Genomic DNA, 11,733 nt, shown 5'->3' on the forward strand with positions numbered 1-11,733 from the left:
GCGGGAGTGCCCCATGACCACACCCCAGACCCACCTCACGATGTCCCACGACGTCGGACCTACCGAACCGGCCTTGATCGAGCAGACCATCGGCGAAAACCTCCGCGCCACCGTCCAGCGTTTCGGTGACCGGGATGCGCTCGTCGACGTCGCCGCCGGGCGTCGCTGGAGCTACACCGAGTTCCGCCGCGATGTCCGCCGCCTGGCCACCGGGCTACTGCGCGCCGGCGTGGAGGTCGGGGAGAGAGTGGGCGTCTGGGCGCCGAACCGCTGGGAATGGACTCTCACCCAATACGCCACCGCCGAAATCGGCGCGATCATGGTCAACATCAATCCGGCATACCGGCAGCATGAGCTCGAATACGTGCTGCAACAGTCCGGGATCACCGTCGTCGTCGCCGCCGATGCCCAGCCCACGGCGGACTACCCCGGCATGCTGGCCCGCGCCGAGATGAACCTGGGCGCGCTGAAGCACACGATCATCATGGGGGAGGATTCCTGGCGCCAGGTCGCCGAAGTGGAGGCCGACGACGCCGGCCTCGACGCGACCGCCGCCCAACTGTCCCCGGACGACCCGATCAACATCCAGTACACCTCCGGCACCACCGGCTTCCCCAAGGGCGCGACCCTCACGCACCGGAACATCCTGAACAACGGATTCCTCGTGGGCGAGATCTGCCGGTATACCGAGGAAGACCGCATCTGCATCCCGGTGCCGTTCTACCACTGCTTCGGCATGGTGATGGGCAACCTCGCGGCCACCTCCCACGGGGCGGCCATGATCATTCCCGGGCCGGTCTTCCACCCCGGTGCCGTGCTGGACACCGTCGAGCAGCAGCGCTGCACCAGCCTGTACGGGGTCCCCACCATGTTCATCGCGGAGTTGGAGCTGGACGGCGAAAAAACCGTCGTCGACTATGACCTCTCCACTCTGCGCACCGGGATCATGGCCGGCTCGCCCTGCCCCGCCGAGGTGATGCGCCAGGTGATCGAGACCATGCACATGGCGGAAGTGACCATCTGCTACGGGATGACCGAAACCTCACCGGTGTCCATGCAAACCCGACCCGACGATGCCCTGGAGCTGCGGGTCGGCACGGTGGGCCGGGTGTCCCCGCACGCCGAGGTTAAGATCATCGACCCCGCCACCGGGGAGATCCAGCCGGTGGGCGAGACCGGGGAGCTGTGCACCCGCGGTTACCTGGTGATGGACGGTTACTGGGGCGAGCCGGAGAAGACCGCCGAAGCACTCGACGCCGAGGGGTGGATGCACACCGGTGATCTGGCCACCATGGATGCGGAAGGCTACGTGCGCGTGACCGGGCGCATCAAGGACATGGTGATCCGCGGCGGCGAGAACATCTACCCGCGCGAAATCGAGGAGTTCCTGTACACCCACCCCGACATCATTGATGCCCAGGCGATCGGTGTGCCCGATGAAAAATACGGTGAGGAGGTGATGGTGTGGGTGCGGCTGCGCGCAGGCGCCGAACCGCTGACCGCCCAGGCGCTGCACGCGTTCTGTGATGGCCAGCTGGCCCGGTACAAAATCCCGCGGTACGTGAAGATCGTGGACGAATTCCCGACGACGGTCACCGGCAAGGTGCGCAAGGTGCAGATGCGCGATGACGCCGCTGCCCTGCTGGCCAGCGGTGCGACCGGCGACGTCGACGACTACCGCCGGCCCCGGACATCGCCCCGAGAATTCTGAGGAGACCCCGATGAGCCCCTGCTATTTCGAACGCATCGATGCGCACACCTTCCAGCCCACACCACACACCTCCGGTGCCTGGAACGTGACCGAGCAGCACATCGCCCCGGTGTTCGGCCTGCTCACCCACGCGCTGGAGACGGATCGAGACAGTCGGCGCGGCGCAGGCACGGGCGAGGAGCCGCTGCCGATCACCCGGATCTCCTTCGACATTCTCGGCACCCTGACAGTAGCCGACCCCATGGAGATCAGCTGCCGGGTGATCCGTCCCGGGCGCGCGCACTATTGGGCGCGCACCCCAGTGGAGCTGGTGGCGGACGAACCGGTGAGCGCCACCGGCCACGGGCTCACCTACAGTGTCCTCCACGACGTCGAGGGTCCGGTGGGTGCGGTGAGCCAGGCGCTCACCGTGCGGCCGCTGGGCTGAACGTCAGCGCAGCGGGCGCCCGGTGAATGCCGGTTTCCGCTTCTGCTGGAACGCGGCGAACCCCTCGGCATAGTCCTCGGTGCCGCACAGCTCGCCCTGCAGCCGGTTCTCGTGCTCCACCGACTCCCACAGTCCGATCCGCTGATCGCGCACCTGGGCCACCAGCTCGCGGGACGCGAGGAAAGCAGCGGTGGCGCCCCGGGCGACCTTTGCCACCGTGGCGCGGGTGAAGTCCAGCAGCTCGGCGTCATCCACCGCACGGGAGAACAATCCCGAACGCACCGCTTCCGCCCCCGACATCAGCTCGGCGGTGTAGATCAGATCCAGGGTGCGGTGCGCCCCGAGCCGCTCGGTGAACAGCGCGTGTCCGCCTGAATCCAGGGTGGCGCCGAGATTCGCGAACGGCGAGCCGATCTTCGCGCCCTCGCCCACGTAGACGACGTCGGTGGCGATCGCTAGCCCCAGGCCGACTCCCAGGCACGCCCCCTGCACGGCGGCGAAGGTCGGCGCCGGGAACCCCGCCATCTGCTTCAGCACCGGGGTGACCCGTTCACTGAGATACCCGTAGGCGTCGTCGGTGGCGGGGGTGACGTTCGAGATATCCCGGCCCGCGCAGAATCCGCGGCCCTCACCGCGCAGCAGCAGGGCGCGCACCTGCCCGGCCTCTACCGCGCGGGCGGCCTGGGCGTAAGCCTCGGAGAGTTCCTGTAGCGCGGCCTCGTCCAGCGAATTCATCTTCTGCGGGGCATTGAGCACGACCTCGGCGTATCCGGCGTCGTCGTGCAGTGTCAGCTCGATCATGATGATCTCCAGTCAGGCGTCGAAATCGACGACGAGGGTGTCCGAGGTGGGGCGGGTCTGGCAGGTCAGCACGTAGCCGTGGTCGACCTCGTCTTTTTCCAGCGCGTAGTTCTCCTCCATCTCGAAGTCCCCGGAGATCACCTTGGCGCGGCAGGTGCCGCACACCCCGCCCGCGCAGGCGAACGGGGTATCGGGGCGCACGCGCAGCGCGGCGTTCAGCACGGTCTCCCGGGCCGAGGCGGGTGATTCGATGCGGGAGGACTGACCGTCGAGGTTGAACTCGATCGTCACGTTCTCACCCTCGGGGTCGGCGACGACAGCCCGGCCCTGATGCCCGGCCGGGCGATCGGGCTTGCCGGTGGTGAACAACTCAAACCGGATCTTCTCCGCAGGCACCCCGCGCGCGGCCAGGGTGTCGCGGCACATCTGCACCAGCTCGAAGGGACCGCACAAGAACCACTCGTCGGTGGAAGCCACCGGGATGATCTGATCTAGCAGTTCGTTGAGTTTCTCCTCGTCGATCCGTCCCGACATCAGCGGAGCGATGCGCTGCTCGCGCGAGAGCACATGGTGAATGGCCAACCGGGAGGGGTACTTGTCCTTCAGATCGCCCAGTTCCTCAGCGAACATCACATCCATGGCGGAGCGGTTGGCATAGACCAAATCGAACGACGACGACGCCGAGGCCCCCAGTACCGCCTTCGCGATCGCCATGATCGGGGTGATTCCGGAGCCGGCCGCGAACGCCACCAGGTGGGTGTTCGGGTTCTTCGCGACTTCCGCCTCCGCCAGCTGTTCGGCGTCGTTCATCGACGTGATCTGCATTTTCGAGGTGAACGCGCCCTGGGGATTCATGACCTCCAGGGTGTCTCCGGCGGCGAGCTCCTCGTTGGCCCAGGTAGAAAAGATCCCGCCCAGGTCCTTTTTAATAGCCACGCGGATTTCCCCGGGCACCGGCTCCGTGCAGATCGAGTACGACCGGCGCACCTCCTGCCCGTCGAGGGTGGCCCGCAGCGCGACGTACTGGCCCGGCAGATAATCGTAGTCGTCCTGCAGTTCCTCCGGAATCGCGAAGGTGACCTCCACCGAATCGGCGGTCAGCTTGCGCACCTCGGACACCGTGAGCGAATTGAAGGAGGCGCGGCGTTTGGTGAGTGTCTCAGTCATGATGGTCCCCTCAGTGAACCTTGAAGTAGTCGAACGGCTCCAGGCAATCCCGGCAGCTGTAGAGCGCTTTGCAGGCGGTGGAGCCGAAACGGGTGAGCTCTCGGGTGTTGAGCGAATGACAGCGCGGGCACTTCACGCTCAGCCCCATGAGCACCGGTCCCTGGCGCACTGCCGAGGCGCCCGACGGTGGAGCGATCCCGTACTCTTCCAGTCGGCGTCGTCCCTCCTCGGTGATCCAGTCGGTGGTCCACGCCGGCTGCAGCACCAGCTCTACCCGGGCATTCTGATAACCGTCTGCACGCAGGGCATGACCCACATCCTCGGTTATCGTGCCCATAGCGGGGCAGCCGGAATAGGTGGGGGTGATGACGACGACGGCGGTCCCGTCGGCTTCCACTCGGGCGGCGCGCAGGATCCCGAGGTCGGCGATCGAGAGCACCGGAATTTCCGGATCCGGCACCCGGGCGGCAACGTCCCACACCCGGGCGGCGTCGACGTCGGCGGGTCGCAGCGTGGTGGCGGTGGTCATCGGTCTCTCTCCCCTCGGAATTCTTTACCAGGTGGCGCCGGGATGCTGGCGGGCCAGCACCTGCATTTCGGCCAGGATGTGGCCGCGGTGCTCGCTGAACTCCCCGGAACGGTCCCCGCCCCAGGCACCGGGCAGATCCGGGACCTCCAGCTCCGCCTCGGCCAGCAGCTCAGCAATGCGACGGTCGAAGTCCGCGCGCAGGCTCGACGGCAGCACCGCGATGCCCCGTTCGGACAGGTCTCGGGTGAGGTCGTCGTCGTGAAACAGCTCATCCACGTAGGGCCACAGGTAGTACAGTCCCTTCTGCATGCGCTCGTGCGACTCTGGGGTGCCGATCCCGAGGCGCAGCACCCACTGGGCGGCGTGATCCTGGTGGTACTGCACCTCTTTGAGCGCCTTGTCCGCGATGGCCGACAGCGTGGCATCATTCGAGTCCACCAGACGCCGGAACAGCTCATGCTGGTAGTACGAGAAGATCAGCTGACGGGCGATGGTCTGCCCGAAATCGCCGTTCTCCTGCTCCACGAGGCGGCAGGAACGGAACTCCTCCTCGTCGCGGAAATATGCCAGGTCATCCTCGGTTTTGCCCCAGGCGGTGCCCGCATAGGTGAGCAAGAACCGGGCGTGGCCGAGCTGGTCGAGGGCGATGTTGGAGAGAGCGATGTCCTCCTCCAGTTCCGGGGCGCGGGCGATCCACCAGCCCAGGCGCTGTGCGAGCATCAGGGCGTCATCGCCGAGATACAGCGCGTAGGTGGCGACGTCGGGTTCCGCAGTGGCACCTGAGGCGGCGATCTCCTCGGCGCTGATCGCGGAGCCAGCCGAAATCTTGGTGGCGGAGTCGTGGGATGCGAAGCTCATAGGTGCTTCACCCCTTCAGACTTGGTGTAATAGGTGGCGTGACGGTAAGCCTTGCCCTGCGCGGACTCGAAGTAGCCGCCCTTGGAATCCGGATCCGAGGAGGCGATGACCGCAGACGGAACCACCCACACGGAGGTGCCTTCGTTGCGGCGGGTGTAGAGATCGCGGGCGTTGCGCAGTGCCATGGTGGCGTCGGGGGCGTGCAGTGAGCCGGCATGCACATGGGAGAGTCCGCGCGAGGAACGCACGAATACCTCCCAGAGCGGCCATTCGGTGGTGGTGCCGGTGGTTCCCTCGGTGCTGGTGATGTCAGTGGTCATGATCAGGCTCCGATCAGCTGGCGGTCGGTGCGCTCTGTCTGCTCTGTCTGCTCGGCGGCGCGCTCGGCCATTTTCGCGGCATAGGCGACGGCCGCCTCTCGGACCCAGGCCCCCTCGGCATGAGCCTGACGACGGCGCTGCATGCGCTGCACGTTGCAGGGCCCAGCCCCGGAGAGCACCGTCTTGAACTCGTTCCAGTCCAGCGCGCCGTAATCGTAGTGGCCGCGCTCCTCGTTCCACTTCAGATCAGGGTCGGGCAGGGTGAGTCCCAGGGCCTCGGCCTGCGGGACCATCATGTCGACGAAGCGCTGGCGTAGCTCGTCGTTGGAGAACCGCTTGATGTTCCACGCCATCGACTGCTGGGAGTGCGGGGAGTCGCCGTCCGGGGGGCCAAACATCTGCAGGGCAGGGCCGTAGAAACGGTTGACGGCGTCCTGGGCCATCTGCTTCTGCTCTGGGGTGCCGTGGGAGAGCTCATAAAGGATCTCCCACCCCTGGCGCTGGTGGAACGATTCTTCCTTGCAGATCCGGACCATCGCGCGGCCGTACGGGCCGTAGGAGGCGCGGCACAGCGGCACCTGGTTGCAGATCGCGGCGCCGTCGACGAGCCACCCGATCGCACCCATATCCGCCCAGGTCCGGGCCGGGTAGTTGAAGATCGAGGAGTACTTGGCCCGGCCCTCCAGCAACTGCTGGTTGAGCTCGTGGCGGGGGGTGCCCAGTGTTTCGGCGGCCGAGTAGAGGTAGAGCCCGTGACCGGCCTCGTCCTGCACCTTCGCCATCAGGATCGACTTGCGCTTCAGGCTCGGCGCCCGGGTGATCCAGTTGGCCTCGGGCTGCATGCCGATGATTTCGGAGTGGGCGTGCTGGGAGACCTGCCGTGTGAGGGTCTTGCGGTAGGCGGCGGGCATCCAGTCGCGGGGCTCGATACGGGAGTCCTCGGCGATGATGCGATCGAAATGGTCCTGGCCGGCGCGCTCCTCCTCGGAGGCCGCGGGCTCGGCGAGACGGTCTGGTGCGGTCATGGTGCTCACCTCAATGATGACGACGGGCGATCGGATTTACCGACCGTTCGTTCAGGATATGCTGACGGGTGAGGTGCGTCAAGTTCGTCATCGTCGTGAATGTGGCTTGACTCACAGGGTAAAGTACGATTACCTAATGATCGTTCGGTAATTCCATCCGTGACTCGCACCCCGGAGGTGTCCTATGACCGACGCGGCCCTGAATGCTGTGCACCCAGAACTGCCCGCTGGCATCGACCCCGATTCGGTGGTGCGGGGCTCCTTTGGCGCCCATGATCACCCCACCCTCGGTGTGGATGCCGCGGCCGAATGGCTGGGATACGAGGTGTCCGAGTACGCGGACGGCTACGCCCGGGCACACATGGTGCTTCGGGACGAGATGCTGAACGGATTCAAGATCGCCCACGGCGGAATGATCTTCGCCTTCGGTGACACCTGCTTCGCCTGGTCGTGCAACGACCCGCGGGGCGACGGCTCCACCATTACCGTCGCCTCCGGAGTGGACATCAACTTCATCTCCTCACCCGTGGCGGGCACCCGGCTCACCGCCGTCGGCGTCCGTCGTTCGACCACGGGGCGCTCCGGGATCTACGACATCACGATCACCGACGACGAGGGGGGCCTCGTCGCCGAATTCCGGGGACGGTCCCGCACTATCCCGAACAAGCGCCGGGCCTGAAGTGATGCCTGCCCGCCGCGCACCTATCCACTCGCACTAAGGATTCTTGTCATGACGTCCGCACCCAGCCCCGCCGGCTGCTCCATTCCCCAACCTTTTGTTCCCGGGCCGCCCGCGGCTGACCGCTCGCAGCCGGACCCCGAGGAGCTGATGAGTCGCGATGAGATCGAGGCGCTGCAGTTTGAGCGACTGCGGTGGACCCTGCACTACGCCTACGAAAACGTGGACGCCTATCGCGAGTTGTTCGATGACCACGGTGTGCATCCCAGGGACTTCCAGCAGCTGGAGGACCTGCGGCTCTTCCCGTACACCGATAAGGAGTTTCTGCGGAAGGCGTACCCGTTCAAGTCGTTCGCCGTCGACATGGCGGACATTCGGCGCATCCATGCGTCGTCGGGTACCACCGGTCAGCCGACCGTCGTCGCGTATACCGAAAATGACCTGCAGGTGTGGGGCACTCTGGTGGCGCGCTGCTTCCGCAATTCCGGGATCAAGCCCGGCGACAAGGTGCATAACGCCTACGGGTATGGGCTGTTTACCGGTGGGTTGGGCGCGCATTATGGTGCGGAACGGCTCGGCTGTGCGGTGATTCCGATGTCGGGCGGGCAGACCGAGAAACAGGTGCAGATGATCCGCGACTTCGAGCCGCAGGCCATTCTCTGCACGCCGACCTACCTGTTGACGATTGCCGACGGTTTCAAAGCCATGGGGCTGGACCCGCGGAAGACCTCGTTGCGCACCGCGGTGTTGGGGGCCGAGCCGTGGACCGAGGAGATGCGGCGGGAAATCGAGCAGACTTTCAACATCGACGCCTGCGATATTTACGGTTTGTCCGAGGTGATGGGCCCCGGGGTGGCGGGGGAGAGCGTGGACACGAAGGCGGGCTCGCATATTTGGGAAGACCATTTCCGCCCGGAGATCATTGATCCCTTCACCGACGAGGTGCTGGAAACCGGGCAACACGGTGAGCTGGTGTTTACCTCGCTGACCAAGGAGGCGCTGCCGATTATTCGGTACCGCACCCACGACCTGACTCGGTTGCTTCCCGGCAACGACCTGCCCGGACATCGGCGCATGGGGAGGATTACCGGGCGCTCCGACGACATGATCATCTTGCGTGGGGTGAATCTGTTCCCGTCCCAGATCGAGGAGCTGGCACTGCAGGTTCCGACGCTGTCGCCGCACTTCATGCTGGAGATCACGCGGCCGAATCGGATGGACCAGATGACGGTGACGATCGAACGTCGCGACGACGCCAGTGTGGAGGACGCCACCGCGGGCGGGAAGAAGCTGCAGCAGGAGATCAAAACGAAGATCGGTTCCTCCTGCACCATTACCATCGCCGAACCGGGGACCCTGGCGCGGTCGTCCGGCAAGCTGCGCCGGGTCTATGACCTGCGCGACGGCGGGAAATGAGGCCGGGATATACGATAGGGCGATGACCACCACGACTGCTCCGCGGCGCGGCCGTCCGGGCTACGACCGTTCGACCCTGGTCGCCGTCTGCGTGGCGACCTTCAACCGGCATGGCTACGATGCGACGTCGATGGGGATGCTCGCCGCCGAACTGGGTGTCTCAAAGTCCGCCATCTACCATCACGTTTCCTCGAAGGAGGAGATCCTGGAGATGGCGCTCGGTCAGGCCCTCGACGCGCTCGAGGCGGTGCTGGCCGAGGCCGAGCAGCTGGACGAATCGGGGGCGAAACGGTTGGAGAAGGCGCTGCGTTCGACGGTGCAGGTGCTGATCGAGCAGATGCCGCAGGTCACCCTGCTGCTGCGGTTGCGCGGAAATTCGCCGGTGGAGACTGCTGCGCTGCAGCGCCGTCGTGACATCACCTCGCGCTTCGGCCGGATCGTGGAATCTGGTCAGAAAGATGGCTCGCTGGTGACCTCGCAGCCACCGCGGCGCATCGCCCGGCTGGTGCTGGGCATGGTGAATTCGATTGTGGACTGGTACCGGCCCGGCGAATCGGCGGCCGAACCGGCTCAGCTTGAGGAATCGATCCTGCGCCTGGCCCTCGACGGCGTGTTGGCGGAACGCTAGAACGGCGGGTCTGGATCCTGTTCGCGGGCCGGATTGCGCTGTCGCGTTGTGGAGCGGGGCGGTTGTGGGCGCGTGGCTGTGTCCAGGGCGCGATGCGATACCGGGTGCGGTACCCAGGAGGTATTGCGCCGGGACTCGACCGGCGGGGATGAGCCGGAGTTAGATGGTCCGAATCCCGGTGGTTTCTCGGCAAATTCGGGCCGCAGCTTCGCGGTGGGCGCGAACCACGGGATCCCGTCGCGCATCTCGATGACCCACATGCCCAGGTGCACGCTGCGGTGATGATGGTTGCAGAGTAGGACTCCGTTGTCGACGGTGGTGGGCCCACCTTCGGACCATTCCTTCACGTGGTGGGCGTCGCACCAGCTCGCAGGGAACGTGCATCCGGGTGCGGCGCAGCCGCCGTCGCGGGCGGTGAGGGCTCGGCGCTGCTTGAGGCTGAAATGGCGCCGGGCGATGGCGACGTCGAGCACTTCACCTTGGGTTCCCAGTACCGCGGTAGTGATGTCAGCGGTGCAGACCATTCGCCGGAGCATGCCAGGGCCGGTGGGCCCGGTGTAGCCCGCGGAGATGAGCAGGTCGCGGGTGGAGCCGCCGTCGAGTAGCGCGGTGTTGAAAGTGTTGGGCAGCAGCCCGGAGCTGTGGGCGACTTTCAGTAGGGCGGTGAGTCCGGCGGTGACGATGATCTGCGGTCGTTGGCCACCCTGATCGGGCAGCCCGTTTTCGGTCACGCGCAGCCCGGCGGACAGCACAGCGAGCAGGCCGTCATGGGCGCGCTGAGTGGGCGTGCGTCCGTCACGAATACGATCGGAATCCGCATCGTCGTCGTCGAAAACAACCAGAGTCGGATCGGCCTCTTCGGTGCGCTGGCGCGGATTGTTGGCCGCTCCGCGGATGCAGGAGAGCAGTTCATGGCCCTCGTCGTCAGTGCCGAGCGTCCAGAGCTTCAGCCCACCCTCCTCACCGGTGAAGTGTAAGCCACGGCGGGCGTGGATGTGCTCCTCGGAGGTGGCGGCGGCGTCAGGCGTGATGTCGGTGATGACGGCGGTGCGCCAGGCATAGAGGAAGCGCTGGAATTCGGTGTACGAGGTAGTGAGCGCCTTATCGGTCAGTTCGGCGTCGTGCTTCCGATAGCGGGCTTCGAGCTTTTCTCGTGGGTAGCCGCATTCGCGGGCCCGCCGGTCGATGGCGTTGACCGCGTAGAGGAGCTGATGCAGGTGCGCTTGACTGATCCGCGAGGCATGGAATGCTGCGGTGAACTGGGGGAACAGCCTCGCCAACCTGCCCTGAGGGCTGTTCGGTTCTGGGGCGCCAGCGCCGTCATCGGGGTGAACTGTGGGGCGATGTGGCTGGAAATGCTGGGCCGTCTGCGCGCGACGTCGAGCCTCCCCGGGGGAGATATCGACGGTGTCTTGCAGCAGATGATCAGGACCGCGGTAGCCGTCGCGCCCCTCGGGAATGCCGAGCAGGCTGAACTTCTGCCCCGGAGTGCGGTAGGCATCGGCCATGGTGCCATCCAGGCGTGACTGCACCCCCTGAACGAGGGTGGTGAGGTGCTGTGCCGTCTTCATGAGCGCCGGCAGGGTGGCGCGCGGATCGCCCACGGCCAGGGGCTCTTGCACCTCGGGCAGCAGCTTCTCATTCAGTTCAAACTGGGTGAACTCGCGCTCGAGATCGGGGTTCGTGAGGCGTTCGGCGACGGCGACGAGCCCCTTCTGAATGGCCTCCAGTGCGGATCCGAGATTCAGGTCTCCCAGCGTGCGGGCGAACATGTCGCCGAAGCTGAGTTCGACGAGCGCAGTCAGCGGGTGCGGTGTGTTCTCGGGGTCGGTGCCCGGAGTAGAGGGCGCAGGCGAAGCCTGGTTGATCGTCGTCGTCACCGCGTACACCTCCCTGCGCCGTCGCCGCTCGAATGGTTCGATGATGAAACGCTACACCATCGAATCCAAATAGTACAGGCGTATTATCCACAGATTTCATGAAGGTTCGGGCGTGTCGTCCACAGGGGGTGGTCAGCGGGGCAGGTAAGGGGCCAGATCGGCGTAATATAGAGGGTTATTGATCTACTGATGGAGTCGCGCGGTGTCAGTGAGCGGCGCGAGACTGCGGGTGCAGTAAGGAGGAGGTGGTTGTGGTGGGACCCTGAAATGTGCGCGGATCTATCGAACGCTC

At 65.7% G+C, this 11,733-nt stretch carries 12 protein-coding genes; 5 read left to right on the forward strand and 7 right to left on the reverse strand.

Annotation, left to right across the window (positions count from 1 at the left end):
* Positions 1-13: 13 nt before the first annotated feature.
* The gene (locus tag P8192_RS02220) at positions 14-1,711 is read left to right on the forward strand and encodes an AMP-binding protein (RefSeq protein WP_278158154.1); all 1,698 of its coding nucleotides are present in this window, start codon (positions 14-16) and stop codon (positions 1,709-1,711) included.
* Between the two features lie 10 nt (positions 1,712-1,721).
* Positions 1,722-2,138, forward strand: coding sequence for a hypothetical protein (locus P8192_RS02225; RefSeq protein ID WP_278158156.1), 417 nt, complete (start codon positions 1,722-1,724; stop codon positions 2,136-2,138).
* Positions 2,139-2,141: 3 nt separating this feature from the next.
* On the opposite strand, the gene P8192_RS02230 is transcribed toward P8192_RS02225, so the two are convergent.
* The 6 genes from P8192_RS02230 to paaA are packed head-to-tail and all read right to left on the reverse strand — an operon-like array spanning position 2,142 to position 6,838.
* The gene (locus tag P8192_RS02230; protein ID WP_278158158.1) at positions 2,142-2,939 is read right to left on the reverse strand and encodes an enoyl-CoA hydratase/isomerase family protein; all 798 of its coding nucleotides are present in this window, start codon (positions 2,937-2,939) and stop codon (positions 2,142-2,144) included.
* Positions 2,940-2,951: 12 nt separating this feature from the next.
* Positions 2,952-4,106 (reverse strand): 1,2-phenylacetyl-CoA epoxidase subunit PaaE, encoded by a 1,155-nt coding sequence (paaE, locus tag P8192_RS02235; RefSeq protein WP_278158159.1) that lies wholly within the window; start codon positions 4,104-4,106, stop codon positions 2,952-2,954.
* A gap of 10 nt (positions 4,107-4,116) precedes the next feature.
* Positions 4,117-4,635 carry a 1,2-phenylacetyl-CoA epoxidase subunit PaaD gene (gene paaD, locus P8192_RS02240; RefSeq protein ID WP_278158160.1) on the reverse strand — a complete coding sequence of 173 codons (519 nt, stop codon included), beginning with the start codon at positions 4,633-4,635 and terminating at the stop codon, positions 4,117-4,119.
* A 24-nt stretch (positions 4,636-4,659) separates the two neighbouring features.
* A complete protein-coding gene (gene paaC / locus P8192_RS02245; RefSeq protein WP_278158162.1) occupies positions 4,660-5,493 on the reverse strand; it encodes a 1,2-phenylacetyl-CoA epoxidase subunit PaaC in 834 nt (277 codons plus the stop codon).
* On the reverse strand, positions 5,490-5,813 hold the full coding sequence (paaB, locus tag P8192_RS02250) for a 1,2-phenylacetyl-CoA epoxidase subunit PaaB (RefSeq protein WP_270106344.1): 324 nt from the start codon (positions 5,811-5,813) through the stop codon (positions 5,490-5,492). Before paaB ends, paaC begins: the two co-directional genes overlap by 4 nt.
* A gap of 2 nt (positions 5,814-5,815) precedes the next feature.
* The gene (paaA, locus tag P8192_RS02255) at positions 5,816-6,838 is read right to left on the reverse strand and encodes a 1,2-phenylacetyl-CoA epoxidase subunit PaaA (RefSeq protein ID WP_278158165.1); all 1,023 of its coding nucleotides are present in this window, start codon (positions 6,836-6,838) and stop codon (positions 5,816-5,818) included.
* A 247-nt stretch (positions 6,839-7,085) separates the two neighbouring features.
* On the opposite strand from paaA, the gene P8192_RS02260 reads away from it, so the two are divergent.
* The 3 genes from P8192_RS02260 to P8192_RS02270 are packed head-to-tail and all read left to right on the forward strand — an operon-like array spanning position 7,086 to position 9,561.
* The gene (locus tag P8192_RS02260; RefSeq protein WP_431521156.1) at positions 7,086-7,517 is read left to right on the forward strand and encodes a hotdog fold thioesterase; all 432 of its coding nucleotides are present in this window, start codon (positions 7,086-7,088) and stop codon (positions 7,515-7,517) included.
* A 51-nt stretch (positions 7,518-7,568) separates the two neighbouring features.
* The gene (locus P8192_RS02265; protein WP_278158168.1) at positions 7,569-8,933 is read left to right on the forward strand and encodes a phenylacetate--CoA ligase family protein; all 1,365 of its coding nucleotides are present in this window, start codon (positions 7,569-7,571) and stop codon (positions 8,931-8,933) included.
* Between the two features lie 22 nt (positions 8,934-8,955).
* A complete protein-coding gene (locus P8192_RS02270) occupies positions 8,956-9,561 on the forward strand; it encodes a TetR/AcrR family transcriptional regulator (RefSeq protein ID WP_278158169.1) in 606 nt (201 codons plus the stop codon).
* Here P8192_RS02270 and P8192_RS02275 read toward each other — a convergent pair.
* On the reverse strand, positions 9,558-11,441 hold the full coding sequence (locus P8192_RS02275; protein WP_278158170.1) for an HNH endonuclease signature motif containing protein: 1,884 nt from the start codon (positions 11,439-11,441) through the stop codon (positions 9,558-9,560). The genes P8192_RS02270 and P8192_RS02275 overlap by 4 nt on opposite strands.
* Positions 11,442-11,733: the final 292 nt, after the last annotated feature.

Origin of the sequence: Citricoccus muralis (assembly GCF_029637705.1) — a bacterium.
Classification (GTDB): domain Bacteria; phylum Actinomycetota; class Actinomycetes; order Actinomycetales; family Micrococcaceae; genus CmP2.

Bases quoted from the DNA above. Each gene is read 5' to 3' on its own strand.
- P8192_RS02220 (WP_278158154.1), top strand. From the start codon at position 14: ATGACCACACCCCAGACCCACCTCACGATGTCCCACGACGTCGGACCT.
- P8192_RS02225 (WP_278158156.1), top strand. From the start codon at position 1,722: ATGAGCCCCTGCTATTTCGAACGCATCGATGCGCACACCTTCCAGCCC.
- P8192_RS02230 (WP_278158158.1), bottom strand. From the start codon at position 2,939: ATGATCGAGCTGACACTGCACGACGACGCCGGATACGCCGAGGTCGTG.
- paaE (WP_278158159.1), bottom strand. From the start codon at position 4,106: ATGACTGAGACACTCACCAAACGCCGCGCCTCCTTCAATTCGCTCACG.
- paaD (WP_278158160.1), bottom strand. From the start codon at position 4,635: ATGACCACCGCCACCACGCTGCGACCCGCCGACGTCGACGCCGCCCGG.
- paaC (WP_278158162.1), bottom strand. From the start codon at position 5,493: ATGAGCTTCGCATCCCACGACTCCGCCACCAAGATTTCGGCTGGCTCC.
- paaB (WP_270106344.1), bottom strand. From the start codon at position 5,813: ATGACCACTGACATCACCAGCACCGAGGGAACCACCGGCACCACCACC.
- paaA (WP_278158165.1), bottom strand. From the start codon at position 6,838: ATGACCGCACCAGACCGTCTCGCCGAGCCCGCGGCCTCCGAGGAGGAG.
- P8192_RS02265 (WP_278158168.1), top strand. From the start codon at position 7,569: ATGACGTCCGCACCCAGCCCCGCCGGCTGCTCCATTCCCCAACCTTTT.
- P8192_RS02270 (WP_278158169.1), top strand. From the start codon at position 8,956: ATGACCACCACGACTGCTCCGCGGCGCGGCCGTCCGGGCTACGACCGT.